The organism is Streptomyces sp. ALI-76-A (genome assembly GCF_030287445.1).
GTDB lineage: Bacteria > Actinomycetota > Actinomycetes > Streptomycetales > Streptomycetaceae > Streptomyces.
Genome location: NZ_JASVWB010000002.1, coordinates 2,173,672 through 2,199,819, shown reverse-complemented (window position 1 = coordinate 2,199,819; position 26,148 = coordinate 2,173,672). Strand labels below are relative to the sequence as shown.

Sequence of the window (26,148 nt, the reverse complement as noted above, 5' to 3'; positions counted from 1 at the left end):
GATTCGGCATGCAGCTCGGGATCAACCTCGGCTACTGGGGTGCCGGCATGGACGCGGACAATCTCGCCGTGGCCAAGGAGGCCGACCGCCTCGGCTACGCCGTCTGCTGGGCCGCCGAGGCCTACGGCTCCGACGCGGCCACCGTGCTCACCTGGGTCGCCGCCCAGACCGACCGCATCGACGTGGGCTCGGCCATCTTCCAGATCCCGGCCCGCCAGCCGGCGATGACCGCGATGACCGCCGCCACCCTCGACTCGCTCTCCGGCGGCCGCTTCCGCCTCGGCCTCGGCGTCTCCGGCCCCCAGGTCTCCGAGGGCTGGTACGGCGTCAAGTTCGACAAGCCGCTCTCCCGCACCCGCGAGTACGTCGAGATCGTCCGCAAGGCGATGACCCGCGAGCGCCTGTCCTACGAGGGCGAGCACTGGACCCTGCCCCTTCCCGGCGGCCCCGGCAAGCCCATCAAGCTCACCGTGCACCCGGAGCGCGAGCACATCCCGCTCTACATCGCCGCGATCGGCCCCAAGAACCTCGAACAGACCGGTGAGATCGCCGACGGCGCCCTGCTGATCTTCCCCTCGGCCGACCACCTCGAGGACACCGCGATCTCCTACCTGCGGGCCGGCCGCGAGAAGGCCGGCAAGACCCTGGACGGCTTCGACGTCTGCCCGACCCTGCCCCTGGCTGTCGGCGACGACAAGGACGTCACCACCCTCGCCGACACCTTCCGCCCGTACACCGCGCTGTACGTCGGCGGCATGGGCAGCCCCAAGCAGAACTTCTACAACCAGCTGGCCCGGCGCATGGGGTACGAGAAGGAAGCCGCCGAGATCCAGGACAACTACCTGTCGGGCGACAAGCAGGGCGCGGCCGCGGCCGTACCGCACGACCTGATCGACAAGACGACCCTGCTCGGCTCCGTCGACCGCATCGCGGACCGGATGAAGGCCTACGCCGAGGTCGGGGTCACCACCCTGAGCCTCGCCCCCGCGGGCTTCACCCTCGACGAACGGCTGGCCTCGCTCCGCGCCGGCACCGAGGCCCTGGAGCGGTCCGGGCTGGCATGAGCGGCGACGCGCCCGGCACCGGACGAGCGGCACCGGGCGCGCACGGCACCACCGGAGGTTTCCGCGGCCGTGGTGGGGGCTCGGGGGTCTTCCCCGCCACGGCCGTCACGCAGCACAACGCGCCGGAGTCCGTGCGGTTACGCCCGCACGCGGCCCCAGGTGTCATTCTTTTGGCGGAGTTGTCCGACACAGGTGTTGCCGCCCCCCTTCGTTCGGACTTGACTCGTTCTCTGCGGAGCCCTGCAGAGAGGTGCCAACGATGCTTTCGGCCAAGAGCCTGTTCCAGGAGATCGTCGACAACGACGGGTCGTTCCAGCTCTTCTGTTCCATCGCGGCCAGCGGGGAGTCCCAGGGCGGCTGGGAGAACGCGCGGATCGCGGCGCTCGTACCGGAGAGCCAGCGTGCTCTCGCCCCGAAGATCACCCGGCACGGGGCCGACGAGGACAAGCACGGCCGGATCTTCAACGCCCTGCTGAGGAAGCGCGGCCTCCAGCCCGTCGAGGTGCCGCCCGAGACGGACTACACGATGCTGCTGGAGAAGGACGGCATCGGCCTCGCGCACGAGAAGCTCAAGGCCGACCAGCCGCTCACGTTGCCGGACATCATCACGTACCTGGCGCACAGCCGGGTCACCGAGCAGCGCGCCGCCGACCAGATGGTGATGCTGCGGAGGTACTTCGCGGACCACCCCGAGGTCGGCAGGGCCGTACGGATGATCTCCGCCGACGAGGACAACCACCTCGCGTACACCCACGAGGAGCTGCTGCGCTTCGCGGCCGCCGGGCACGGACGGCTCATCCAGCGCACGCTGCGCGCGTGCGCGCTCGCCGAGATCCGCGTCTACCGGGACGTCAGCCTCGCGGTCATGGACCACATGGGCCGCCTCCTGGGCTGGCCGAAGGCCAAGTCGGCGGCGCTCGCGGCGGGCATCCACGCGCTGTACGCGTACGAGCGGCTCGGTGGCTGGCGTCGCATGGTGTCCCTCAGGATGCCGGAGCGACGCGACGCCCTGGGCGGCCCCGTGGCCTCGGCCCCCGAGTTCGCCTGACCCGGGGCCGCACCCGCCCCGCACCCGGCCACAGCCCCCGCGCTCGCCCGCCTAGAGCCAGCCCCGGCGCTTGAACAGCCGGTACAGAAACACCTCCAGGGCCGCCATCACCACGATCACCGCCGGGTACGACCACTCCCACCGCAGCTCCGGCATGTGCTCGAAGTTCATGCCGTAGACCCCCGCGATCATCGTGGGGACCGCTGCCATGGCCGCCCACGCGGAGATCTTCCGCATGTCGTCGTTCTGCCGGACGCTCATCTGCGCGAGATGGGCGGAGAGGATGTCGGAGACCAGGCGGTCGAGCCCCTCCACGGACTCGTTCACGCGCGTGAGGTGGTCGTTCACGTCCCGGAAGAAGGGCCGCGCCTTGTCGTTGACGAACGGCACCGCCCCGCCGAATCCCCCCGCGCCCGCCAGCCGGGTCAGCGGCAGTGCCAGCGGTCCGCCGGCCCGGCGGAACTCCAGGATCTGCCGCTTGAAGTTGTAGATGCGGGACGCGGTGTTCCGTGAACCGCCGCCGTCCGGCGAGAACACCTCCGTCTCCAGCTCCTCCAGGTCGGTCTGCAACTCGGTGGCCACGTCGAGGTAGTGGTCGACGACGGCGTCGGCGACCGCGTACAGCACGGCCGTGGGTCCCTTGCCGAGCATCTCGTGCTCCTGCTCCAGCCGGCGCCGCACGGTGCCCAGCGGAGAGCCGTCGCCGTGACGGACGGTCACCACGAAGGAGTCGCCGAGGAAGAGCATGACCTCGCCGGTGGAGACGGTGTCGGTCTCCGCCTCGTAGGCCACCGGCTTGAGGACCATGAACAGGGAGTCGTCGTAGACCTCCAGCTTGGGCCGCTGATGGGCCTTCAGGGCGTCCTCGACCGCCAGGGGATGCAGCCCGAACTCCCGGGTGACGTGGTCGAACTCCTCCTCGGACGGCTCGTGCAGCCCGATCCACACGAACCCGCTCGCCGCCCGGGCCTCGGCGAGGGCGTCGGACAGGTCCTCGGGACCCGCCGTCCGGTTTCCGTCCCGGTAGATGGCACAGTCGACGATCACTGAGTGTGTTCTCCCGTCTCCCGGCGACTCCGGCCTTCCGCCGGACGCCTACGCTGGGCCGCATGCCCACGCTGATCCTCGTCCGGCACGGACGATCCACCGCCAACACCGAGGGCCTGCTCGCCGGCTGGACGCCCGGCGTCGCCCTGGACGAGCGCGGTGCCGCGCAGGCCGCCGCGCTGCCCGGCCGGCTCGCCCAGCTGCCGCTCTCCGAGGTCGTCACCAGCCCGCTTCAGCGCTGCCAGGAGACCCTTCAGCCGCTGCTGGCGGCCCGGCCCGCCCTCACCGCCCACACCGACGAACGGATCGGGGAGTGCCACTACGGCGACTGGTCCGGCCGCAAGCTCGCCGAGCTCACCGGCGAGCCGCTGATGGAGGTGGTGCAGGCGCACCCCTCGGCGGCCGCGTTCCCCGGCGGTGAGTCGATGCGGGCGATGCAGACCCGGGCCGCCGAGGCGGTGCGGGAGTGGAACGCGCGCGTGGAGCGTGACCACGGAGCCGACGCCGTCTATCTCATGTGCTCCCACGGCGACATCATCAAGTCGCTCGTGGCGGACGCACTCGGACTTCATCTCGACCTCTTCCAGCGGATTTCTGTTGAACCGTGTTCCATCACCGCGATCCGTTACACCCGCCTGAGGCCGTTTCTCCTCCGCCTCGGCGACACCGGCGACTTCGCGTCCCTCGCACCCCGCGAGGAGCCGCCGGCCGAGGACGCCCCGGTCGGGGGCGGTGCGGGCGCACCGTGATCGTCGGGCGCAGTAGGGTGAAGCGGTTCACACAAGCACGTTCACGCACGGACGTTCCCGTACAGACGCACGTACTCACGATTCCAATGGAGACAGGACGTGTCCCGTCAGGTGTTCCTCTACGACCCCCCGGACCGTTTCGTGGCCGGTACGGTCGGGCTGCCCGGACGCCGTACGTTCTTCCTCCAGGCCATCGCCGGCTCCCGGGTGACCAGCGTGGCCCTGGAGAAGACCCAGGTCGCGGCGCTCGCCGAGCGCATGGACGAACTGCTGGACGAAGTCGTACGCCGTAGTGGCGGCAGCGCCCCCGTCCCGGCCGTGGTGCCCACCGAAGTCGCCGACATGGATCCCCTCGACACCCCCGTGGAGGAGGAGTTCCGGGTCGGCACCATGGCCCTCGCCTGGGACGGCGAGGAGCAGCGCATGATCGTCGAGGCGCAGGCCCTCGTGGAGCTCGACGCCGACTCCGAGGAGGACCTCGCCGAGGCCGAGGAGCGGCTGCTCCAGGACGAGGAGAACGGTCCGCCGATGCTGCGGGTCCGGCTCACCGGCGCGCAGGCGAGAGCCTTCGCCAAGCGTGCCCTGGACGTCGTCAACGCCGGGCGGCCGCCGTGTCCGCTGTGCAGCCTCCCGCTCGACCCGGAAGGACACGTATGTCCGCGCCAGAACGGATACCGCCGCGGGGCGTGACCGACACGGAGCGGTCGGCCCGGTTGCTCGCCGAGGGCGAGCTGACCGTGCGCGGCCGCATCCGGGAGGCGTCCAACGCGGCGCTGTACTGCACGGTCTCGCAGGACGGCCGGGAGGCCGCCTGCATCTACAAGCCGGTGGCCGGGGAGCGGCCCCTGTGGGACTTCCCCGACGGGACCCTCGCCCAGCGCGAGGTCGCCGCGTACGAGGTGTCCGAGGCGACCGGCTGGGGGCTCGTACCGCCCACCGTGCTGCGCGACGGGCCGTACGGCGAGGGCATGTGCCAGCTGTGGATCGAGGTCACGCCCGAGAGCGGACTGCTCGCCCTGGTGGAGGGCGAGGAGCCCGGCGAGGGCTGGAAGGCGGTCGGCCTCGCCGAGGTCGGTGAGGGGCGGACCGCGCTGCTCGTGCACGCCGACGACGAGCGGCTGCGCCGGCTCGCCGTGCTCGACGCCGTGATCAACAACGCCGACCGCAAGGGCGGTCATCTGCTGCCCGCCGCCGGGGGCCGGCTGTACGGCATCGACCACGGCGTCACCTTCAACGCCGAGAACAAGCTGCGGACGCTGCTGTGGGGCTGGGCCGGGGAACCGCTGACGGGCGAGGCGGTCGGTGTGCTCCAGGGGCTCAGGGAGGCGCTCGGGGAGTCCGGTGCGCTGACGGCACGGCTGGCCGGGCTGATCACCGCCGCGGAGATCGACGCCACCCGCGCGCGGGTCGACGCGCTGCTGGCCCTGGGGACGCACCCGGAACCGAGCGGGGAGTGGCCGGCCATCCCCTGGCCGCCCGTCTAGCGGCACACTGTCCAAGCGCGCAAGAGCGCCTTACCGGTCAACTGGCCCGGTCCGGTTCGTATACGGAACATCCGTCCGGTTAGGCTCATGACATGCATGCCTGGCCCGCTTCCGAGGTCCCCGCCCTGCCTGGTCAGGGCCGCGACCTGAGGATCCACGACACCGCGACCGGTGCTGTGGTCACCCTCGACCCCGGTCCCGTCGCCCGTATCTACGTCTGCGGCATCACGCCGTACGACGCGACCCACCTGGGTCACGCGGCGACCTACAACGCGTTCGACCTCGTGCAGCGCGTGTGGCTCGACACCAAGCGGCAGGTCCACTACGTCCAGAACGTCACCGACATCGACGATCCGCTCCTGGAGCGGGCGCAGCGCGACGGCATCGACTGGGCCGCCCTCGCCGACAAGGAGACGGCCCTGTTCCGCGAGGACATGACCGCCCTGCGCATGCTGCCGCCGCGGCACTACGTCGGCGCGGTGGAGGCGATACCCGGGATCGTGCCGCTCGTCGAGCGGCTGCGGGACGCGGGCGCCGCCTACGAACTCGACGGCGACGTCTACTTCTCCGTCGAGTCCGACCCGAACTTCGGCTCGGTGTCCCGCCTGGACGCCGCCGCCATGCGGCTGCTGTCCGCCGAGCGCGGCGGCGACCCCGACCGGCCGGGCAAGAAGAACCCGCTCGACCCGATGCTGTGGATGTCCGCCCGCGAGGGCGAGCCGAGCTGGGACGGTGCCTCGCTCGGCCGCGGCCGGCCCGGCTGGCACATCGAGTGCGTGGCCATCGCCCTGGACCACCTCGGGATGGGCTTCGACGTGCAGGGCGGCGGCTCCGACCTCGCCTTCCCGCACCACGAGATGGGCGCCTCCCACGCCCAGGTGCTCACCGGCGAGTTCCCGATGGCCAAGGCGTACGTCCACGCCGGCATGGTGGCCCTGGACGGCGAGAAGATGTCCAAGTCCAAGGGCAACCTGGTCTTCGTGTCGCAGCTGCGGCGCGACGGCGTCGACCCGGCCGCCATCCGGCTGGCGCTGCTCGCCCACCACTACCGGGCCGACTGGGAGTGGACCGACCAGGTCCTCCAGGACGCCCTGGACCGCCTCGGCCGCTGGCGGGCCGCCGTCTCCCGCCCCGACGGCCCGTCCGCCGAGGCGCTCGTCGAGGAGATCCGCGAGGCCCTCGCCGCCGACCTCGACGCCCCGGCCGCACTGGCCGCGGTGGACCGCTGGGTGGCCCTCCAGGCGGAGCGGGGCGGCACGGACGAGGGCGCCCCCGGTGTGGTGTCGCGGGCGGTGGACGCGCTGCTGGGCGTGGCGCTGTAGCACCGGCAGACAGAAACGGCGGAAAAAGCCGGAAGAGACACCGCGAGGGCGCCTTCTCCCCAGGGAGAAGGCGCCCTCGCGGTGTCTCGTTCAGTTCTCCGGCGACGGGTCCTCGTCGTCCGTATCCGCCCCTGCATCCGCCTCTGTCTCCGGCTTCGGCGGCTTCGGGTGCTTCGCCCGTCCAGCGGGGCTGTCCCGCAGGTAGGCTGTGCTGTCGCTGCCGTCCGCCGTGGCGTGACCGCCCGAGCCGCCGGGCCCGCCCGGGCCGCCCGGACCCGAGCCGTCCCGGCGCCGCAGGTACCGTTCGAACTCGCGGGCGATCGCGTCGCCCGACGCCTCCGGCAGCTCCGCGGTGTCCCGGGCCTCCTCCAGCGTCTGCACGTACTCGGCGACCTCGGTGTCCTCGGCGGCCAGCTGGTCCACCCCCACCTGCCAGGCGCGCGCGTCCTCGGGCAGCTCGCCCAGCGGGATGCGCACGTCGATCAGGTCCTCCAGACGGTTGAGGAGGGCCAGCGTCGCCTTCGGGTTCGGCGGCTGGGAGACGTAGTGCGGTACGGCGGCCCACAAGGACACGGCCGGGACGCCGGCGTGGGTGCACGCCTCCTGGAGGATGCCGACGATGCCCGTGGGGCCCTCGTACTTGGTCTCCTCCAGGTCCATCCGCTGGGCCAGGTCGGGGTCGGACGTGACCCCGCTGACCGGCACCGGACGGGTGTGCGGTGTGTCACCGAGCAGGGCGCCCAGGATCACCACCAGCTCCACGCCCAGTTCGTGCGCGAAGCCCAGGATCTCGTTGCAGAACGAGCGCCATCGCATCGACGGTTCGATGCCGCGGACCAGGACGAGGTCGCGCGGCTTCTCCCCGCCGACCCGGACCACCGACAACCGTGTCGTCGGCCATGTGATCTTGCGGACACCGCCGTCCAGCCACACCGTGGGGCGGTTCACCTGGAAGTCGTAGTAGTCCTCGGCGTCCAGCGCCGCGAACACCTCGCCCTTCCATTCCCTGTCCAGATGCGCGACCGCGGTGGAGGCGGCGTCGCCGGCGTCGTTCCAGCCTTCGAACGCGGCCACCATGACCGGGTCGATCAGCTCGGGAACCCCCTCGAGCTCGATCACCCAGCGCCTCCTTCCGACGTGCCCTCGCTTGACCACCCAACCTTACGGCGTGCGGCGGGGGCGCCCGCAGCCCCCTGCACGGGGGAGTGAACGGATCACTGCCCCGTTCACCACCCCGGAACACTCCCAAGTCATCCGAGCTGTCCGCTCACCCGTGCCGACGAGCGGTTCAGAGCGTGGACCGCAGCCACTGCTCCACGCTCGCGATGTGCACGGTGGCCCAGGACCGGGCCGCCTCCGCGTCCCGGTCGCGCAGTGCCGCCAGGATCGCCCGGTGCTCGCGCAGGGTGCGGCTGACCGCGTCCTCCTGGGTGAGCCCGCGCCAGATCCGGGCCCGGGTGGTGGGACCGGACAGACCGTCGAGCAGGGAGCACAGCACCGAGTTGCCGGAGCTCTGCACGATGCCGCGGTGGAAGTCCAGATCGCAGGCGACCAGCTCCTCCACCGAGGGCGCCTCGCCGAGCTTGTCCAACTGGGCCGACAGGGCGTCCAGTTGCTGCTCGCTGATCCGCAGGGCGGCCATCGCGGTCGCGGCCGGCTCCAGGATGCGGCGCACCGCGAGGAACTCCAGGACCGTGTCGTCGCGGTGGAAGTCGACGACGAAGCTGAGCGCCTCCAGCAGCAGTTGCGGGTCCAGGCTGGTGACGTACGTGCCGTCGCCCTGCCGTACGTCCAGGATCCGGATCAGCGACAGCGCCCGCACGGCCTCGCGCAGGGAGTTGCGGGACAGCCCCAGTTCGGCGGCGAGTTCGCTCTCCTTGGGGAGCCGGTCGCCGGGGCGCAGCGCGCCGGAGACGATCATGCCCTTGATCTTCTCGATCGCCTCGTCGGTGACTGCCATGACCGGCCTCCCCTGTCGCCCCATCGTGTGCCCAGACATCGGGTACGGACCCAGCCGGCACGCCTGCGCTCAGTGATCGGATGTCTCAGGCCACATTATGGGGCCTGTTCAGGGCACTGGCTCCAGGCCGGCGATCACCGCGGCCCCGTCGAGCACGATCAGCCACCCGGCACCGACGACCGGGCCGGCGGACGACCGGGCACCCGGAAGGGGCGGCTCCGTCGGCGTGGAGCCGCCCCCTCGGTGGCGTACCGCCTACTTCTTGTCGAGCAGGTCCCACACCTTCGCACGGACGTCGTCCGTCGCCAGACCCCGGATCGTCAGCGTCGTGCGGCGACGCAGCACGTCGTCCGGCGTCTCGGCCCACTCGTTGTCCCGGGCGTAGACGACCTGCGCCCAGATCTCCGGGGCGTCGGGGTGCACCCGCTCGCCGAGTTCCGGGCTCTCGTTGGCCAGCCGGGCGATGTCGAAGGCCAGCGAACCGTAGTGGGTGGCCAGGTGCCTGGCCGTGTCCGCCGCCATGCGCGGGCCGGACGCCGGGTTGTCGACCAGCAGCCGGTGGGCGATGGCGCGCGGGTTGGCGACACCGGGCAGCGGCAGCTTCTTCGGCAGCGAGGCGATGGGCTCGAAGTCGTCGCCGAGCGGGTGGCCCGGCAGCGCCTCCAGCTTCTGCATGACCGTACGGCCGATGTGCCGGAAGGTCGTCCACTTGCCGCCCGCGACCGAGAGCATCCCGCCCCTGCCCTCGGTCACCACCGTCTCGCGCTTGGCCTTCGCCGTGCTGCCGGGGCCGCCCGGCAGCACCCGCAGACCCGCGAACGCGTACGTGATGAGGTCCCGGTCGAGCTGCTGGTCGCGGATGGAGAACGCGGCCTCGTCGAGTATCTGGGCGGTGTCCTTCTCGGTGACGGCGACGTCCGCCGGGTCGCCCTCGTACTCCTCGTCGGTCGTGCCGAGCAGCAGCATGTCCTCCCAGGGGAGGGCGAAGGTGATCCGGTACTTGTCGATCGGGGTCGCCAGCGCGGCCTTCCAGGGGGAGGTGCGCTTCAGGACCAGGTGGGCGCCCTTGGACAGGCGGATGGACGGCGCCGCGTTCGGGTCCTCCAGCCGGCGCAGGTGGTCGACCCAGGGACCGGTGGCGTTCAGGACGAGACGGGCGTTCACGCCGAACTCGTCGCCGGACAGGCGGTCACGCAGCTCGGCGCCGGTCACCCGGCCGTTGGTGAAGCGCAGGCCGCTCACCTCGGCGTGGTTCAGCACCACCGCGCCCGCCTCGACGGCCGCGCGGACCGTCATCAGCGCCATGCGCGCGTCGTTCATCTGGTCGTCGCCGTACACGGCCACGGCCTTGAGGTTCTCGGTGCGCAGCTCGGGCACGTCCTGCGCGGCCTTCGCGGGGCTCAGCAGGTGGCCCACGCCGTCACCGAACGCCGACAGCGCGGAGTAGGCGAAGACGCCCGCCCCGAGCTTCGCCGCGCCGTGCGGCCCGCCCTTGTACACGGGGAGGTAGAACGTGAGCGGGTTCGCCAGGTGGGGGGCCACCTGACGGGAGACCGCACGGCGCTCGAAGTGGTTCTCCGCCACCAGCTTCACCGCGCCGGTCTGCAGGTAGCGCAGACCGCCGTGGAGCAGCTTGGAGGAGGCGGAGGAGGTGGCACCGGCGAAGTCGCCGGCGTCGACCAGGGCCACCCGCAGGCCGGACTGCGCGGCGTGCCAGGCGGTGGAGATGCCCAGGATGCCGCCGCCGATGACGAGAAGGTCGTACGACGCCCTGGAAAGCTGCTCCCGGGTCTCGGCTCGGCTCGGATTCGAGCCGAAGGCCGGGCGCGTACCGAGGGCAGGTACGGACTGCAGGGTGGACTGACTGGTCATGTCGGGTTCTTACTCCTCGTCAGCTTTCGTCTTCGATCCAGCCCATGGTCCGCTCGACGGCCTTGAGCCAGCTCTTGTACTCACGGTCGCGGGCGTCCGCGTCCATGCGGGGGGTCCACTCGGCGGCCCGTCGCCAGTTGGCGCGCAGCTCGTCGGTGCTGGTCCAGAAGCCGACGGCGATACCGGCGGCGTAGGCGGCGCCGAGGCAGGTGGTCTCGGCGACCATCGGACGCACCACGGGCGCGTCCAGGAAGTCCGAGAGCGTCTGCATCAGCAGGTTGTTGGAGGTCATGCCGCCGTCGACCTTGAGGGCGGTGAGCTCGACGCCGGAGTCCTTGGTCATGGCGTCGCTGATCTCACGGGTCTGCCAGGCCGTGGCCTCCAGGACGGCGCGCGCGAGGTGCGCCTTGGTGACGTACCGGGTCAGGCCGGCGATCACTCCGCGGGCGTCCGGGCGCCAGTACGGGGCGAACAGACCGGAGAAGGCCGGCACGAAGTACGCGCCGCCGTTGTCCTCGACCGTGAGCGCGAGCGTCTCGATCTCGGCGGCCGTGGAGATCAGGCCCATCTGGTCGCGCATCCACTGCACCAGCGAACCGGTGACGGCGATCGAGCCCTCCAGGGCGTAGACCGGCTTGTCGTCGCCGATCCGGTAGCCGACCGTGGTCAGCAGGCCCGAGTAGGAGTTGATGATCTTCTCGCCGGTGTTCATCAGCATGAACGTGCCGGTGCCGTACGTCGACTTGGCCTCGCCCTCGGCGAAACAGGTCTGGCCGAACAGGGCCGCCTGCTGGTCGCCGAGCGCGGAGGCGACCGGGATGCCGCCGAGCAGGTCGCCGAGCTTGCCGCCGGTGATCTCGCCGTAGACCTCGGCGGAGGAGCGGATCTCGGGCAGCATCGCCAGCGGCACGCCGATGGACTCGGCGATCTTCTCGTCCCACTCCAGCGTGTGCAGGTTCATCAGCAGGGTGCGGGAGGCGTTGGTGACGTCGGTGACGTGTCGGCCGCCGTCGACGCCGCCGGTCAGGTTCCAGATGACCCAGCTGTCCATGGTGCCGAAGAGGATGTCGCCGGCCTCGGCGCGCTCGCGCAGGCCCTCGACGTTGTCCAGCAGCCAGCGGGCCTTCGGACCGGCGAAGTAGGAGGCCAGGGGGAGGCCGGTCTGGCGGCGGAAGCGGTCCTGGCCGACGTTGCGGCCGAGTTCCCGGCACAGGGCGTCGGTGCGGGTGTCCTGCCAGACGATGGCGTTGTGGACGGGCTCACCGGTGTTCTTGTCCCAGAGGAGAGTGGTCTCGCGCTGGTTGGTGATGCCGATGGCCTTGATGTCGTCGCGGGTGATGCCGGCCTTCTCGATGGCGGAGGCGACGACCTCCTGGACGTTGGTCCAGATCTCGGTGGCGTTGTGCTCGACCCAGCCCGGCTTCGGGAAGATCTGCTCGTGCTCCTTCTGGTCGACGGAGACGATACGGCCGTCCCGGTCGAAGACGATGCAGCGGCTGGAGGTGGTGCCCTGGTCGATCGCGGCGATGAACGGGCCGGCGGTGTGGGCGTCGGTCACTGTGTGCTCCTGGGAGGTTCCGTGAGGGAGGGACTGGTTCTACTACTGCTGCTCAAGTGCTCGGAAGCGCTGTTCTAAGCAAAAGCGACGTTGTAGATGCCTGCCGCGACGGCGCCGCCGATCAGCGGACCCACCACCGGGATCCAGGCGTAGCCCCAGTCGGAGCCGCCCTTGTTGGGCAGAGGCAGGAGGGCGTGCACGATGCGCGGACCGAGGTCACGGGCCGGGTTGATCGCGTAGCCGGTCGGTCCGCCCAGGGACAGACCGATCGAGACCACCACCAGCGCGGTGATCAGGGCGCCGAGGGTGCCGAGGCCCTTGCCGCTGTCGTTCAGGCCCTGCGTGAGGACGGCGAGCACCAGCACCACGGTGCCGATGATCTCCGTGGCGAGGTTCTGCCACACGACGCGGATCTCGGGGCCGGTGGAGAAGACGCCGAGCACCGGGCCGGCGCCCTTCTCCTGGGCCTCGACGGCCTTGACGTTCGTGTCCTGCGCGCCCGGACCGCCGACGATCTCCCGGTCGGTGAGGTGCGCGTGGAACTGGCCGTAGTAGGTGACCCAGACCAGGGCCGCGCCGATCGCCGCGCCGAGGAACTGTCCGGCCCAGTAGACCGGGAGGTTGCTCCAGTCGTCGTCCTTGATCGCGATCGCGAGCGTCACGGCCGGGTTGAGGTGGGCGCCGGAGAGCGGCGCGGAGGTGTATACGGCCGTCAGGACGGCGAAACCCCACCCGAAGGTGATGGCGAGCCAGCCGGCGTTACGGGCCTTGGAGGCCTTCAGCGTGACGGCGGCACAGACGCCGCCGCCGAGCAGGATGAGTATGGCGGTACCGATGGTCTCGCCGATGAAGATGTCGGAGCTGGACACCCGCGACTCCTTTGTCCTTCGTCCAGGGGAAGAGCTGCCGGCCCTTGGCGTTGTCACACTCTACGCCTATTGCCGGTCGGTGTTCGACAATGTCGACCGATGGACGGGAGTCTTGCTCCGGGGTTACAGGCACGTCAAGAGTTTGGTTATCGAAAACCCGATCGTTATTGATTGCCGTCTGCTATCGATCTTGCGCCGCCCCGGACACGGGGGCGTCCCGGCACACGACGAGGGGCCGGAACGCCCCGTGGCGCACCGGCCCCTCGGGTGCCGCTCGTCGGAGTACCTGGTCGGGGCGGGGCTGCGGGCTGCCCGGCGTCGCCCTGGCACCGCCCGGGCCGACGCGGGAGCGCGCCCGCTCGGTGCCGCGCCCCGCGGTCGGTCCCGCGCCGCTCAGAACCGCCCGGCGCCCAGGTCCCGCGACACCGCGCGGGCGCAGTCCCGCACCGCCGCGATCAGTTCCTGGCGCAGCTCGCCGTCCCGGCACAGCCGCTCCACGGCCCCGGTGATGCCGACCGCGCCCACCGGCATGCGGCGCCGGTCGTGGATGGGGGCGGCGATGGAGGCCACGCCTTCCCAGGTCTCCTCGACGTCCGCCGCGTACCCACGCGCGCGCGTGACGTCGAGGATGTGCTCGAAGTCGTCCAGCTCGCAGACGGTCCGGTCGGTGAAGGCCTTGCGGTCGCTCTCCAGCGCCTCGCTGTGCGCGACCGGGTCGTACGCCGACAGGACCTTGCCCAGGGCCGTGCAGTGCAGGGGCTGCATGGCCCCGATCTCCAGCACCTGCCGGCTGTCGTCGGGCCGGAAGACGTGGTGCACGACCAGCACGCCCTGCTGGTGCAGCACCCCCAGGTGCACGCTCTCGCCGCTGGAGCGGGCCAGGTCGTCGGTCCACACCAGGGCGCGGGCCCGCAGCTCGTGCACGTCGAGGTAGGTGGTGCCCAGGCGCAGCAGCTCGGCGCCCAGCTGGTAGCGCCCGGAGGCGTCGTCCTGCTCGACGAAGCCCTCCTGCTGGAGGGTGCGCAGGATGCCGTGCGCGGTGCCCTTGGCGAGGCCCAGGGACGAGGCGATGTCGGACAGGCCGAGTCTCCGCTCGCCGCCGGCGAGGAGCCGCAGCATCGCGGCCGCGCGTTCCAGCGACTGGATGTTCCGTGCCATCGCCGTCCTGCCTCCGTCCCCTTCGGCCGCGCACTCGCGACGTCCGCTGCCGCCGTTCGGCAATGTCGAACACTACCGGTCCATGCCGACCTCTCGCTAATGGTCGGTACACATCCGTTGCGTCACTCGTATCCCGCGTGCCGCCGGCCCGTCATCCTCGTCCGTCCCCTGGACGCCCAGACCGCCGCGGCCGGGACCCGGCTACCCTGGCGGGGTGCGCCCCCGCGGACCGTCTCGCGGGCGCGCGGAAAGCGGAAAGCCGACAGCCGTCGCACCTAAGGGAGCCCCTTCATGGCCTCGTTGCCACCGACCCCTTCCGCCGACAGCCGGACCCGTGTGTCCGCGCTCCGCGAGGCGCTCGCCACCCGGGTGGTGGTCGCCGACGGAGCGATGGGCACGATGCTTCAGGCCCAGGACCCGACGTTGGAGGACTTCGAGAACCTCGAAGGCTGCAACGAGATCCTGAACGTCACCCGCCCGGACATCGTCCGCTCGGTCCACGACGCGTACTTCGCGGTGGGCGTCGACTGCGTGGAGACGAACACCTTCGGGGCCAACCACTCGGCCGCCGCCGAGTACGAGATCTCCGACCGCGTGCACGAACTGTCCGAGGCCGGTGCCCGCATCGCCCGCGAGGCGGCCGACGCGTACGCCGCCCGGGACGGCCGTACCCGCTGGGTGCTGGGCTCCATCGGCCCGGGCACCAAGCTGCCCACCCTCGGCCACATCGCCTACGGCACCATCCGCGACGGCTACCAGGCCAACGCCGAGGGCCTGCTGGCCGGCGGCGCCGACGCCCTGATCGTCGAGACCACCCAGGACCTGCTCCAGACCAAGGCCTCCGTCCTGGGCGCCCGGCGCGCCATGGAGGCGACCGGTGTCGAGGTGCCCCTGGTGGTCTCCATGGCCTTCGAGACCACCGGCACCATGCTGCTCGGCTCCGAGATCGGCGCCGCGCTGACCGCGCTGGAGCCGCTCGGCATCGACATGATCGGGCTGAACTGCTCCACCGGCCCGGCCGAGATGAGCGAGCACCTGCGCTACCTCACCCGGCACTCCCGCATCCCGCTGCTGTGCATGCCGAACGCGGGCCTGCCGATCCTCACCAAGGACGGCGCGCACTTCCCGCTCGACCCCGAGGGCCTGGCCGACGCGCAGGAGACCTTCGTCCGCGACTACGGCCTGTCCCTGATCGGCGGCTGCTGCGGCACCACCCCCGAGCACCTGCGCCAGGTCGTCGAGCGCGTCCGTGACGTCACGCCGGGGGAGCGGGACCCGCGTCCCGAACCGGGGGCGGCCTCCCTCTACCAGACGGTGCCCTTCCGTCAGGACACCGCGTACCTGGCCATCGGCGAGCGCACCAACGCCAACGGCTCGAAGAAGTTCCGCGAGGCCATGCTGGACGGCCGCTGGGACGACTGCGTGGAGATGGCCCGCGAGCAGATCCGCGAGGGCGCGCACATGCTCGACCTGTGCGTGGACTACGTCGGCCGCGACGGCGTGGCCGACATGGAGGAACTGGCCGGCCGCTTCGCCACCGCCTCCACCCTGCCGATCGTCCTGGACTCCACCGAGGTCGAGGTACTGCGGGCCGGCCTGGAGAAGCTCGGCGGACGCGCGGTCATCAACTCCGTCAACTACGAGGACGGCGACGGCCCCGAGTCCCGGTTCGTGAAGGTCACCGAACTGGCGCGGGAGCACGGGGCGGCGCTGATCGCGCTGACCATCGACGAGGAGGGCCAGGCCCGTACGCCGGAGCACAAGGTGGCGATCGCCGAGCGGCTGATCGCGGACCTGACCGGCAACTGGGGCATCCACGAGTCGGACATCCTCATCGACACCCTGACCTTCACCATCTGTACCGGCCAGGAGGAGTCCCGCAAGGACGGCATCGCCACCATCGAGGCGATCCGCGAACTCAAGCGGCGCCACCCGGACGTACAGACCACCCTGGGCCTGTCGAACATCTCCTTCGGCCTCAACCCGGCCGCCCGCGTGCTGCTCAACTCCGTCTTCCTGGACGAGTGCGTCAAGGCGGGCCTGGACTCGGCGATCGTGCACGCGTCGAAGATCCTGCCCATCGCCCGCTTCACCGAGGAAGAGGTCGCCACGGCCCTCGACCTCATCTACGACCGCCGCGCCGAGGGCTACGACCCGCTGCAGAAGCTCATGCAGCTCTTCGAGGGCGCCACCACCAAGTCCCTGAAGGCGGGCAGGGCCGAGGAACTGGCCGCGCTGCCGCTGGACGAGCGCCTCAAGCGCCGCATCATCGACGGCGAGAAGAACGGCCTGGAGGCCGACCTCGCCGCCGCTCTGGAGACCCGCCCGGCCCTGGACATCGTCAACGAGACCCTGCTGGACGGCATGAAGGTGGTCGGCGAGCTGTTCGGCTCCGGCCAGATGCAGCTGCCGTTCGTCCTGCAGTCCGCCGAGGTGATGAAGAGTGCGGTGGCCTACCTGGAACCGCACATGGAGAAGGTCGAGGGCGACGAGGCCGGCAAGGGCACCATCGTGCTCGCCACCGTGCGCGGCGACGTGCACGACATCGGCAAGAACCTCGTCGACATCATCCTGACCAACAACGGCTACAACGTCGTCAACCTCGGCATCAAGCAGCCCGTCTCCGCGATCCTGGAGGCCGCCGAGGAGCACCGCGCCGACGTCATCGGCATGTCCGGTCTCCTGGTCAAGTCCACGGTGATCATGAAGGAGAACCTGCAGGAGCTCAACCAGCGCGGCATGGCGGCGGACTTCCCGGTCATCCTCGGCGGCGCGGCCCTGACCCGGGCGTACGTCGAGCAGGACCTGCACGAGATCTACGAGGGCGAAGTCCGCTACGCCCGCGACGCGTTCGAGGGCCTGCGCCTGATGGACGCGCTGATCGGCGTCAAGCGGGGCGTGCCCGGGGCGAAGCTGCCCGAACTCAAGCAGCGCCGGGTGCGCGCAGGCGCCGCCGTCGAGGTCGAGGAGCGCCCGCAGGAGGGCCACGTCCGCTCCGACGTCGCCACCGACAACCCGGTCCCCACCCCGCCGTTCTGGGGCTCCCGCGTCATCAAGGGCGTCCAGCTCAAGGAGTACGCGAGCTGGCTCGACGAAGGCGCCCTGTTCAAGGGGCAGTGGGGGCTCAAGCAGGCCCGCACCGGCGACGGACCCTCCTACGAGGAACTCGTCGAGACCGAGGGCCGGCCCCGGCTGCGCGGACTGCTGGACAGGCTACAGACCGAGAACCTCCTCGAAGCCGCCGTCGTCTACGGCTACTTCCCCTGCGTCTCCAAGGACGACGACCTGATCATCCTGGACGACCAGGGCAACGAGCGCACCCGCTTCACCTTCCCGCGCCAGCGCCGCGGCCGCCGCCTGTGCCTGGCCGACTTCTTCCGTCCGGAGGAGTCGGGACAGACGGACGTGGTCGGCCTCCAGGTCGTCACCGTCGGCTCCCGGATCGGCACCGAGACCGCGAAGCTGTTCGAGGCCAACGCCTACCGCGACTACCTCGAACTGCACGGACTGTCCGTGCAGTTGGCGGAGGCACTCGCCGAGTACTGGCACGCGCGCGTGCGTTCGGAGCTGGGCTTCGCCGGTGAGGACCCGAAGGACGTGGAGGAGATGTTCGCCCTGAAGTACCGGGGCGCCCGCTTCTCCCTCGGCTACGGCGCCTGCCCCGACCTGGAGGACCGCGCGAAGATCGCGGACCTGCTCCAGCCGGAGCGCATCGGCGTCCACCTGTCCGAGGAGTTCCAGCTGCATCCGGAGCAGTCCACCGACGCCATCGTGATCCACCACCCGGAGGCGAAGTACTTCAACGCCCGGTGAGGCACCTGCCCAGGGTGCGGCGTGGCTCACCCGGCACGCTGATCGGATAAGTCGTACACTGGTCGGTCCACTGCAGGCCGGTTCCCCGCGCGGGAACCGGCCTGCTCGTCCCTCAAGGAGGTACGTGGATGACCAGCACGGTTCCCGCGGTAGGAACCCGTACGGCCGAAGGCTCCGCGCTTCAGGCCGTGCTTCTCGACATGGACGGGACCCTGGTGGACACCGAGGGCTTCTGGTGGGACGTCGAGGTGGAGGTCTTCGCCCGCCTCGGGTACACCCTCGACGACTCCTGGCGCCACGTCGTGGTCGGCGGTCCCATGAGCCGCAGCGCGGGGTTCCTGATCGAGGCCACCGGCGCCGACATCACCCTGCCCGAGCTCGCGGTACTGCTCAACCAGGGCTTCGAGGAGCGCATCGCCCACGCGCTGCCACTGATGCCCGGAGCCGCCCGCCTGCTGGCCGAGCTGGCCGCGCACGAGATCCCCACGGCGCTGGTCTCGGCCTCCCACCGGCGCATCATCGACCGGGTGCTCGCCTCGCTGGGGCCCCAGTACTTCGCGCTGACCGTCGCCGGTGACGAGGTGGCCCGCACCAAGCCCCACCCCGACCCGTATCTGTTCGCCGCCGCCGGACTCGGCGCGGACCCGGCCCGGTGCGCGGTCGTCGAGGACACCGCGACCGGCGTCGCCGCGGCCGAGGCGGCCGGCTGCCACGTCGTGGCGGTGCCCTCCGTGACGCCCATCACCCCGGCCGACCGGCGTACCGTCGTGACCTCGCTCGAAGAGGTCGACCTGGCATTCCTGCGCGGTCTGTTGGCGTCCTGAGAGTGCCTTGATGACGCAAATACGCAGGGTGTTCACCCAGCGTGCGGTACCTATAGGACGTGAATTCCACCGCGCGTGTCCGAAAGAATTCGCACCGCACCGGACGGCTGAATTCCGACGCCTTGCCGCACTGTCGCGTATGTGACGTTCCCCACGCCGTCAGGGCTCGACAGGGCGCTTCCGGTGTGCCGAACACCCCTGTGCGGGGGGTGCGGGCGCGCCTTTGTGTCCCGATTGGTGAAAGCCTGCACGAATCCTTCCACCCTTGGGTTTTCGGTCCGTCCGCGCGTGGTTCCGCTGCGTGATGGACCCTCAACTCCAGGCGTCGCCAACCGTCGTGCCGGCGCCGACTAATCTCCTAGCGAGAACCTCACCCTTACCCCGTGATCCGCATCGACACCCCTGTATGCCGGGTACACGGACTCGACAGCTCTGGAGAACTTCGAGCATGAACCGCAAGACTTTGGTGCTGCCGGCCGTGATCGGTCTGCTGGCGCCGGTGCTCGCAGCCTGCGGTGGGTCCGGCAGCGGGAGTGACAGTGGCGACGCGATCGTCGTCGGCACCACGGACCGGTTCAGCGCCACGAAGGACGCCCCGGCGCCCCTCGACCCCGCCTACGCCTACGACGTCGGCACCTGGAACGTCCTGCGGCAGACCGTGCAGACCCTGATGATCATGCCGAAGGGCGACGGCGACCCGGTGCCCGAGGCCGCCGAGAAGTGCGGCTTCACCGACAGCGGCAACGAGCGCTACGCCTGCACCCTGCGTGAGGGACTGAAGTTCGCCGACGGCCAGGCCGTCACCGCGGAAGACGTGAAGTACTCCATCGACCGCGCCCGCGCCCTGAAGGCCGACAGCGGTGTCTTCGCGCTGCTGTCCACCATCGACACCGTCGAGGCCAAGGGCGACCGCGAGGTGATCTTCCACCTCAAGACGGCCGACGCCACCTTCCCGTTCAAGCTGTCGACCCCCGTGGCGGGCATCGTCAACCCCGACGACTACGCCAAGGACAAGCTGCGCGACGGCTTCGACGTGGCCGGCTCCGGCCCGTACACGCTGAAGGCCGAGGTCGAGAACGACGCGATCGTCAACGCCGTGTTCACCAAGAACCCCAACTACAAGGGGACGCTGACGGTGAACAACGACGAGGTCGAGATGCGCTCCTTCGAGGACGCCGACGCGATGGGCGCCGCGCTCGACGGGGGCGACATCGACGTGATGACCCGCACCATGTCGCCGGCGCAGATCGACAAACTGGCCAATGCCTCGAGCACCGACATCAACCTCGTCGAACTGGCCGGCCTGGAGATCCGCTACCTCGGGTTCAACACCGACGCGCCGTCCGTGAAGTCCACGGCGGTCCGTGAGGCGATGGCCCAGGTCATCAACCGCAGCGAACTGGTCGCCAAGGTGTACGGCTCGCAGGCCGAGCCGCTGTACTCGATGGTCCCGGCCAGCATCACCGGCCACTCCAACGCGTTCTTCAACACCTACGGCGACCCGAACACCGCCAAGGCCAAGTCCCTGCTGAACCAGGCCAACATCACCACCCCGGTGAAGCTGACCATGCACTACACGACCGACCACTACGGTCCGGCCACCAAGCAGGAGTTCGAGGTGCTGCAGAAGCAGCTCAACGACAGCAAGCTGTTCGACGTCGACATCAAGGGCACCCCCTGGGACACCTTCCGCCCCGCCGAGCAGAAGGGCGCGTACGACGTCTACGGCATGGGCTGGTTCCCCGACTTCCCGGACGCCGACAACTACCTGGCGCCGTTCCTCGACGCGGACAACACCATCGGCTCGCCGTACGTGAACAACGAGATCCGCAAGACGCTGATCCCGGAGTCCCGCCGTGAGTCGGACCGGATCGCCGCCGCCACCAGCCTGAACGACATCCAGGACATCGTCGCCGACGACGTGCCCGTCCTGCCGCTGTGGCAGGGCAAGCAGTACGTCGCCGCACGCGACACCATCACGGGCACCGCGTACGCGCTCAACTCCTCCTCGACGCTTCAGCTGTGGGAGCTGGGCCGCGGCGTGAGCGACTGACGCAGTCTCCCGTGCCCGGGGTCCGGAGGAACGACCCCGGGAACCCGCACACCGACGACAAGGCACCTGCACGTGAACCTGCGTAACCCGTGGCCGGTCCTGCCCCTCGTGGCAGGGCTGGCCTCCGGCCTGTTGACCGCCTGCGGAACCCAGACCGGGGGCCCAGGGAGCAGCGACTCGTCCGTGGTCATGGGGATGTCCGACGACGTCCTGGCCACCGACCCCGCCTCCGGCTACGACCCCGGCTCCTGGCTGCTGTTCAACAACGTCTTCCAGTCGCTGCTCAGCTTCCCCAAGGGGGGCACCGAACCGCAGCCGGAGGCCGCCGAGACCTGCGCCTTCACGGACACCCGGACCCAGGTCTACCGGTGCACCCTGAAGGACGGCCTGAAGTTCAGCAACGGCGACGCGCTCACCTCGAAGGACGTCAAGTTCTCCTTCGACCGCCTGCTGAAGATCAACCACCCCACCGGTCCCGCGATCATGTTCCCGATGCTCGACAGGGTCGAGACGCCGGACGAGAAGACGGTGGTCTTCCACCTCGACACGCCCGACGCCACCTTCCCCAGCAAGATCGCCTCGGGTGCCGGCTCCATCGTCGACCACCGGCAGTACGACGCCGACGGGCTCCGCGAGGACGGTGAGGCGGTCGGCTCCGGCCCCTACACGCTGGAGTCCTTCAGCGAGGACGAGGCCGTCTTCTCCGTCAACGAGAACTACCGGGGCACCGCCGACGTGCAGAACTCCGGCGTGACCCTGAGGCTGTTCCACGGCGACCAGTCCGCGCTCAGGCGGGCCCTCGTCGACAACGAGGTCGACATCGCCTACCGCGGGCTCGGCGCGGGCGACATCGCGGACATCGAGAAGGGCGACGACACCGGCGTCGAACTCGTCGAGGGCTCCAGCGCCGAGGTCCTGCACCTGGTCTTCAACATGGACGACCCGATCGCCGGACAGCCCGGCGTGCGCAAGGCCATGGCCCACCTGATCGACCGCGACGCCCTCATCGACGAGGTCTACCAGGGCACGGCCACCCCGCTCTACTCGATCATCCCGGCCGGTGTCGCCGGCCACAACACGGCCTTCTTCGACACCTACGGCGCCCGCCCCTCCAGGGCCGCGGCCGCCGAAGCCCTCCAGGCCGACGGCATCACCGGCAAGGTGAAGCTGACCCTCTGGTCCACCCCCTCCCGCTACGGCCCGGCCACCGACGCCCTCATGACGAAGATCGCCGGCCAGCTCGACGCGAGCGGCCTGTTCGACGCCGAGGTGCGGTCCGTGGCCTTCGGCCAGTACGAGAAGGACATCGAGGCCGGCACGTACGGCGTCTACGTGAAGGGCTGGGTCCCCGACTACCCGGACCCGGACAACTTCACCGCCCCCTTCTTCGGCAAGGGCAACGTGCTCGGCAACAACTACAGCAACCGCACGATCACCGGCGCGCTCATCCCGCGGACCGCCGCCGAGAGCGACCGCGCCGCGACCGAGGCCGACTACGGCAAGCTCCAGGACATCGTCGCCGACGACGTGCCCATGCTCCCCCTCTGGCAGGCCAAGCAGTACGCCGTCACGCGGGAGGGCGTCTACGGGCTCGAGTACTGCCTCGACGCCTCGACCGTCTTCCGGTTCTGGGAACTCAGCAAGAGCTGACGGACCGCCGTACGCACATGGAGGGCGCCCCCGCGGACAGGGACGCCCTCCATGTCGTAGCACCGCTCACGCGCACCGCCGACGGCTCACTGAGCGCCGGGACGCACCAGACCGCTCTCGTACGCGTACACCGCGGCCTGTACCCGGTCGCGCAGCCCCAGCTTGGTCAGAACGTGGCCGACGTGCGTCTTGACGGTGGTCTCGCTGACGAACAGATCGGCGGCGATCTCGGCGTTCGACAGTCCGCGGGCCACCAGCTTCAGCACCTCCACCTCGCGGTCGGTCAGCGTGTGCAGGGTGTCCGGCACCGGTTCGTCACCGGACGGCAGATGCGTGGCGTACTTGTCGAGCAGCCGGCGCGTGATGCTCGGCGCCAGCATCGCCTCACCGGCGGCCACCACCCGGATGGCCTGCACCAGCTCATTGGCCGGCGCGTCCTTCAGCAGGAAACCGCTGGCACCCGCCCGCAGGGCCTCCACCACGTACTCGTCGAGGTCGAAGGTGGTGAGCACCAGCACCTTGGCCGGGCCGTCCCGCCCCGGTCCGGTGATCTGCCGGGTCGCCTCCACACCGTCCATCCGCGGCATACGGATGTCCATCAGCACCACGTCGGGCTGCAACGCCCGCACCTGGTCCAGGGCCTGAAGGCCGTCTCCGGCCTCGCCGACGACCGCGATGTCCTGCTCGGCCTCCAGAATCATCCGGAACCCGGTACGCAGCAGCGGCTGGTCGTCGACCAGTAGGACGCGGATGGCCACGTAAGTCTCCTTCGGCTAGTCCGGCCCCATTCTGCCCTGCGGGTCACCGCCGGACTCCGCCGCCCCGACCGCGAGCGGATAGGGCGGGGGAGTACCGCCGAACTCCGGGCAGTGCGCCTGATGGTCGCACCAGCCGCACAGCTTGGTCGGGCGGGGCCGCCAGTCACCGCTCTCCGTGGCCTGCCGGATCGCCTCCCACAGCGCGTGCAGCTTGCGCTCGACGCGCTCCAGGTCGGCGACCACGGGGTCGTACGTCAGGACGTCACCGCTGCCGAGATACACGAGCTGCAGCCGGCGCGGGACCACGTTCTTCAGCCGCCACACCACCAGGGCGTAGAACTTCATCTGGAACAGCGCGCCCTCGGCGTACTCGGGCCGGGGCGCCTTGCCCGTCTTGTAGTCGACGATCCGCACCTCCCCGGTGGGTGCCACGTCGACCCGGTCGATGATCCCGCGCAGCCTCAGCCCCGAGTCCAGCTCCGTCTCGATGAACAGCTCCCGCTCGACCGGCTCCAGCCGGGTGGGGTCCTCCAGCGTGAACCAGCGCTCCACCAGCTGCTCGGCCTCACCCAGCCAGCGCGCCAGCCGCTCGCCCTCCGGATCGTCGGCGAACAGCTCGACCACCTCCGGCCGGGACTCCCGCAGCCGGTCCCACTGACCGGGGACGAGCGCCCTGGCGCGGGGAACGGTCCGCTCGGCGGCCGGGGCGTCGAAGAGCCGCTCCAGGACCGCGTGCACCAGGGTGCCCCGGGTCGCCGCCTCGCTCGGCTTCTCGGGCAGCCGGTCGATCACCCGGAACCGGTACAGCAGCGGGCACTGCATGAAGTCGCTGGCACGCGAGGGGGACAGGGAGGCCGGTGCTATGGCGGGGCGACCGGCCGCGGTCACCCGACCCGCCGCCCTCGCCGTCTCCACCGCCGCCGACGGGTCCGCCGTCGCCGTCTCCACCGCCGCCGTCATCTCGGCCGGGGCCGGCGGATCCGCCTGCGCGGTCCCCGGGCCGGCCGTCTCCCCGCCGCCCTCGCTGCTCGTCTCCATGACCACAGACCATACGGCCCGCCACTGACAGTGACCCGGCCACGGTCGGGACCGGCGCCACGACCCGCTGAACACAGGGGTGCCGGGGCGGAACGCGACGCGACGGCCGCATACCATCGACCCGAGACCCTCCCGCCCGGCAGGCGCGGGAGACGCTTCGAACGAGGGGACACCGTGGACGAGAGCGGCGGGAGCGGGCAGCCGCGGTCCGGCAACGACGAGCCGACCGAGCGCCCCGCAGCACCTGCGACCCCGGCCACCGCCCCCCAGCGCCCCGGCCCGCCCCCTCAGGACACCGACGACGCTTCCCCCGTCGACGAGCCGACCATGGTCGTACGGCGCCCGGACCTCCCCGGTGACACCCCGCCCGACGAGCCACCCGGAAACGGGAACACGGCGGCCGGCGGTGAGGCGGCCGCCGGTGAGACGCCGAGAAGTGAGGGCCCCGGAGACGAAGCCCCCGGAGACGAAGCCGCCGGGCAGGCCGCCGGAGACAACGGCAACGCCCGTGCACCCCAGGCCGGCCCGTCCCCGGCACCCCGACACCCCACAAGCAGCGGCGGCCCCGCGGCACCCGACGGCCCCGTGACCCCCGATGCCGCACCCGGTCAGGACGTGCCGCCCGCCCACACCGACCGCCCGGACACGTCGGCGCACGGCACCGACCGGCCCTTCGCCCACGCCGGCGTCACCAAGGGCCGCCCGCCCCGGCGCGAGCGGGGCCCCGGAGGCGGGCTGCTGATGGGGCGGCCGTTCGGCGTGCCCGTGTACGTCGCGCCCAGCTGGTTCCTCGTCGCCGCCCTGATCACCTGGGTGTTCGGCGGCCAACTGGACCGCGTGCTGCCCGAACTCGGCGCCGCCCGCTACCTCGTCTCACTCTTCTTCGCGGTCGCCTTCTACGCCTCCGTCCTCGTCCACGAACTGGCCCACACGGTCGCCGCCCTGCGCTTCAAGCTCCCGGTCCGCCGCATCCAGCTCCAGTTCTTCGGCGGCGTCTCCGAGATCGAGAAGGAGGCCGAGACCCCGGGCCGGGAGTTCTGGCTGGCCTTCGTCGGCCCCCTGCTCTCCCTCGTCCTCTCCGGCCTCTTCTACCTCGCCCTGCAGCCCGTCGAGCCCGGCACCGTCCCCGGCGTCCTGCTGGCCGGCCTGATGATCTCCAACCTGATCGTCGCCGCCTTCAACCTCCTGCCCGGCCTGCCCCTCGACGGCGGCCGGATGCTCCGCGCGATCGTCTGGAAGATCACCGGCAGGCCCATGACCGGCACCGTCGCCGCGGCCTGGATCGGCCGGGCCCTCGCCGTCTGCGTCCTGATCGGCCTGCCGCTGCTCACCCAGTCCGGCGCGCTCGGCTCCAACGCCGAGGACAACGTCGGCATGGACACCGTCATGGACGCCCTGCTCGCCGCCATCCTCGCCGCCATCATCTGGACCGGCGCCGGCAACAGCCTGCGCATGGCCCGGCTGCGCGAACACCTGCCCGAGCTGCGCGCCCGCACCCTCACCCGCCGCGCCGTCCCCGTCGAGACCGACACCCCCCTCTCCGAGGCACTGCGCCGCGCCAACGCCGCCGGCGCCCGCGCCCTGGTCGTCGTCGACGCCGACGGCCACCCGCTCTCCCTCGTCCGCGAGGCCGCCATCGTCGGCGTACCCGAACACCGCCGCCCCTGGGTCGCGGTCAGCGGCCTCGCCCAGGACCTCACCGAGGGCATGCGCGTCTCCGCGGAACTGGCCGGGGAGGACCTCCTGGACGCCCTGCGCGCCACCCCCGCCACCGAGTACCTCGTCGTCGAGGAGACCGGCGAGATCTACGGCGTGCTGTCGGCGGCCGACGTGGAGCGCGCCTTCGTGAAGGCCATGGCCAGGCCCTCCTAGTGGTCCGAG

Annotated in this window: 20 protein-coding genes; 11 read left to right on the top strand and 9 right to left on the bottom strand. The window is 70.9% G+C overall.

From position 1 onward, the window contains the following. Window positions 1–8: 8 nt before the first annotated feature. A complete protein-coding gene (locus QQS16_RS10850; RefSeq protein WP_286061412.1) occupies window positions 9–1,064 on the top strand; it encodes an LLM class F420-dependent oxidoreductase in 1,056 nt (351 codons plus the stop codon). A 259-nt stretch (window positions 1,065–1,323) separates the two neighbouring features. Next, window positions 1,324–2,112: a ferritin-like domain-containing protein gene (locus QQS16_RS10845; protein WP_286061411.1), complete on the top strand. Its 789-nt coding sequence runs from the start codon at window positions 1,324–1,326 to the stop codon at window positions 2,110–2,112. A 51-nt stretch (window positions 2,113–2,163) separates the two neighbouring features. Here QQS16_RS10845 and corA read toward each other — a convergent pair whose 3' ends face one another. After that, the gene (gene corA / locus QQS16_RS10840) at window positions 2,164–3,159 is read right to left on the bottom strand and encodes a magnesium/cobalt transporter CorA (protein ID WP_286061410.1); all 996 of its coding nucleotides are present in this window, start codon (window positions 3,157–3,159) and stop codon (window positions 2,164–2,166) included. 62 nt (window positions 3,160–3,221) lie between these two features. Between corA and QQS16_RS10835 the strand changes: the two genes are divergently transcribed. The 4 genes from QQS16_RS10835 (at window position 3,222) to mshC (ending at window position 6,714) form a co-directional block, all read left to right on the top strand. Further along, window positions 3,222–3,908, top strand: coding sequence for a histidine phosphatase family protein (locus QQS16_RS10835; RefSeq protein ID WP_286061409.1), 687 nt, complete (start codon window positions 3,222–3,224; stop codon window positions 3,906–3,908). A gap of 99 nt (window positions 3,909–4,007) precedes the next feature. Then, window positions 4,008–4,598: a DUF3090 domain-containing protein gene (locus QQS16_RS10830; protein ID WP_286061408.1), complete on the top strand. Its 591-nt coding sequence runs from the start codon at window positions 4,008–4,010 to the stop codon at window positions 4,596–4,598. Then, complete coding sequence (locus tag QQS16_RS10825; RefSeq protein WP_286061407.1) at window positions 4,562–5,392, top strand: SCO1664 family protein; 831 nt, start codon at window positions 4,562–4,564, stop codon at window positions 5,390–5,392. The genes QQS16_RS10830 and QQS16_RS10825 overlap by 37 nt, the downstream gene beginning before the upstream one ends. 92 nt (window positions 5,393–5,484) lie before the next feature. Then, a complete protein-coding gene (mshC, locus tag QQS16_RS10820) occupies window positions 5,485–6,714 on the top strand; it encodes a cysteine--1-D-myo-inosityl 2-amino-2-deoxy-alpha-D-glucopyranoside ligase (RefSeq protein ID WP_286061406.1) in 1,230 nt (409 codons plus the stop codon). Between the two features lie 90 nt (window positions 6,715–6,804). Here the strand turns inward: mshC and QQS16_RS10815 are convergent, their stop codons facing one another. The 6 genes from QQS16_RS10815 to QQS16_RS10790 all read right to left on the bottom strand — a co-directional run bounded on the left by QQS16_RS10815 (window position 6,805) and on the right by QQS16_RS10790 (window position 14,131). After that, entirely contained in the window at window positions 6,805–7,833 is a 1,029-nt protein-coding gene (locus QQS16_RS10815; RefSeq protein WP_286061405.1) for a PAC2 family protein, read from the bottom strand. A gap of 169 nt (window positions 7,834–8,002) precedes the next feature. Next, complete coding sequence (locus tag QQS16_RS10810) at window positions 8,003–8,674, bottom strand: FadR/GntR family transcriptional regulator (RefSeq protein WP_286061404.1); 672 nt, start codon at window positions 8,672–8,674, stop codon at window positions 8,003–8,005. 255 nt (window positions 8,675–8,929) lie between these two features. Beyond that, window positions 8,930–10,546: a glycerol-3-phosphate dehydrogenase/oxidase gene (locus QQS16_RS10805; protein WP_286061403.1), complete on the bottom strand. Its 1,617-nt coding sequence runs from the start codon at window positions 10,544–10,546 to the stop codon at window positions 8,930–8,932. A 19-nt stretch (window positions 10,547–10,565) separates the two neighbouring features. Further along, complete coding sequence (glpK, locus tag QQS16_RS10800) at window positions 10,566–12,104, bottom strand: glycerol kinase GlpK (protein ID WP_286061402.1); 1,539 nt, start codon at window positions 12,102–12,104, stop codon at window positions 10,566–10,568. Window positions 12,105–12,178: 74 nt separating this feature from the next. Next, entirely contained in the window at window positions 12,179–12,973 is a 795-nt protein-coding gene (locus QQS16_RS10795; protein WP_286061401.1) for an MIP/aquaporin family protein, read from the bottom strand. 393 nt (window positions 12,974–13,366) lie between these two features. Continuing rightward, window positions 13,367–14,131 carry an IclR family transcriptional regulator gene (locus tag QQS16_RS10790; protein ID WP_286061400.1) on the bottom strand — a complete coding sequence of 255 codons (765 nt, stop codon included), beginning with the start codon at window positions 14,129–14,131 and terminating at the stop codon, window positions 13,367–13,369. A 291-nt stretch (window positions 14,132–14,422) separates the two neighbouring features. On the opposite strand from QQS16_RS10790, the gene metH reads away from it, so the two are divergent. The 4 genes from metH (at window position 14,423) to QQS16_RS10770 (ending at window position 22,471) form a co-directional block, all read left to right on the top strand. Continuing rightward, window positions 14,423–17,944, top strand: coding sequence for a methionine synthase (gene metH / locus QQS16_RS10785; RefSeq protein ID WP_286061399.1), 3,522 nt, complete (start codon window positions 14,423–14,425; stop codon window positions 17,942–17,944). Window positions 17,945–18,072: 128 nt separating this feature from the next. Continuing rightward, window positions 18,073–18,768, top strand: coding sequence for an HAD family hydrolase (locus tag QQS16_RS10780; protein ID WP_286061398.1), 696 nt, complete (start codon window positions 18,073–18,075; stop codon window positions 18,766–18,768). Window positions 18,769–19,216: 448 nt separating this feature from the next. Further along, window positions 19,217–20,821, top strand: a complete 1,605-nt coding sequence (locus QQS16_RS10775; RefSeq protein ID WP_286061397.1) for an ABC transporter substrate-binding protein — start codon at window positions 19,217–19,219, stop codon at window positions 20,819–20,821. Between the two features lie 72 nt (window positions 20,822–20,893). Then, a complete protein-coding gene (locus QQS16_RS10770) occupies window positions 20,894–22,471 on the top strand; it encodes an ABC transporter substrate-binding protein (RefSeq protein WP_286061396.1) in 1,578 nt (525 codons plus the stop codon). Between the two features lie 86 nt (window positions 22,472–22,557). On the opposite strand, the gene QQS16_RS10765 is transcribed toward QQS16_RS10770, so the two are convergent. Beyond that, entirely contained in the window at window positions 22,558–23,229 is a 672-nt protein-coding gene (locus QQS16_RS10765; protein ID WP_020141342.1) for a response regulator, read from the bottom strand. A gap of 15 nt (window positions 23,230–23,244) precedes the next feature. Then, the gene (locus tag QQS16_RS10760; protein ID WP_502963899.1) at window positions 23,245–24,051 is read right to left on the bottom strand and encodes a RecB family exonuclease; all 807 of its coding nucleotides are present in this window, start codon (window positions 24,049–24,051) and stop codon (window positions 23,245–23,247) included. A gap of 390 nt (window positions 24,052–24,441) precedes the next feature. Here QQS16_RS10760 and QQS16_RS10755 point away from each other — a divergent pair, with 390 nt between their 5' ends. Then, on the top strand, window positions 24,442–26,139 hold the full coding sequence (locus QQS16_RS10755) for a site-2 protease family protein (protein ID WP_286061394.1): 1,698 nt from the start codon (window positions 24,442–24,444) through the stop codon (window positions 26,137–26,139). Window positions 26,140–26,148 lie beyond the last annotated feature (9 nt).

Coding starts and splice junctions, on each gene's coding strand:
- QQS16_RS10835 (WP_286061409.1), top strand. CDS start 3,222: ATGCCCACGCTGATCCTCGTCCGGCACGGACGATCCACCGCCAACACC.
- QQS16_RS10805 (WP_286061403.1), bottom strand. CDS start 10,546: ATGACCAGTCAGTCCACCCTGCAGTCCGTACCTGCCCTCGGTACGCGC.
- QQS16_RS10790 (WP_286061400.1), bottom strand. CDS start 14,131: ATGGCACGGAACATCCAGTCGCTGGAACGCGCGGCCGCGATGCTGCGG.
- QQS16_RS10780 (WP_286061398.1), top strand. CDS start 18,073: ATGACCAGCACGGTTCCCGCGGTAGGAACCCGTACGGCCGAAGGCTCC.
- QQS16_RS10825 (WP_286061407.1), top strand. CDS start 4,562: ATGTCCGCGCCAGAACGGATACCGCCGCGGGGCGTGACCGACACGGAG.
- QQS16_RS10845 (WP_286061411.1), top strand. CDS start 1,324: ATGCTTTCGGCCAAGAGCCTGTTCCAGGAGATCGTCGACAACGACGGG.
- QQS16_RS10775 (WP_286061397.1), top strand. CDS start 19,217: ATGAACCGCAAGACTTTGGTGCTGCCGGCCGTGATCGGTCTGCTGGCG.
- QQS16_RS10850 (WP_286061412.1), top strand. CDS start 9: ATGCAGCTCGGGATCAACCTCGGCTACTGGGGTGCCGGCATGGACGCG.
- QQS16_RS10760 (WP_502963899.1), bottom strand. CDS start 24,051: ATGCAGTGCCCGCTGCTGTACCGGTTCCGGGTGATCGACCGGCTGCCC.
- metH (WP_286061399.1), top strand. CDS start 14,423: ATGGCCTCGTTGCCACCGACCCCTTCCGCCGACAGCCGGACCCGTGTG.
- mshC (WP_286061406.1), top strand. CDS start 5,485: ATGCATGCCTGGCCCGCTTCCGAGGTCCCCGCCCTGCCTGGTCAGGGC.
- QQS16_RS10810 (WP_286061404.1), bottom strand. CDS start 8,674: ATGGCAGTCACCGACGAGGCGATCGAGAAGATCAAGGGCATGATCGTC.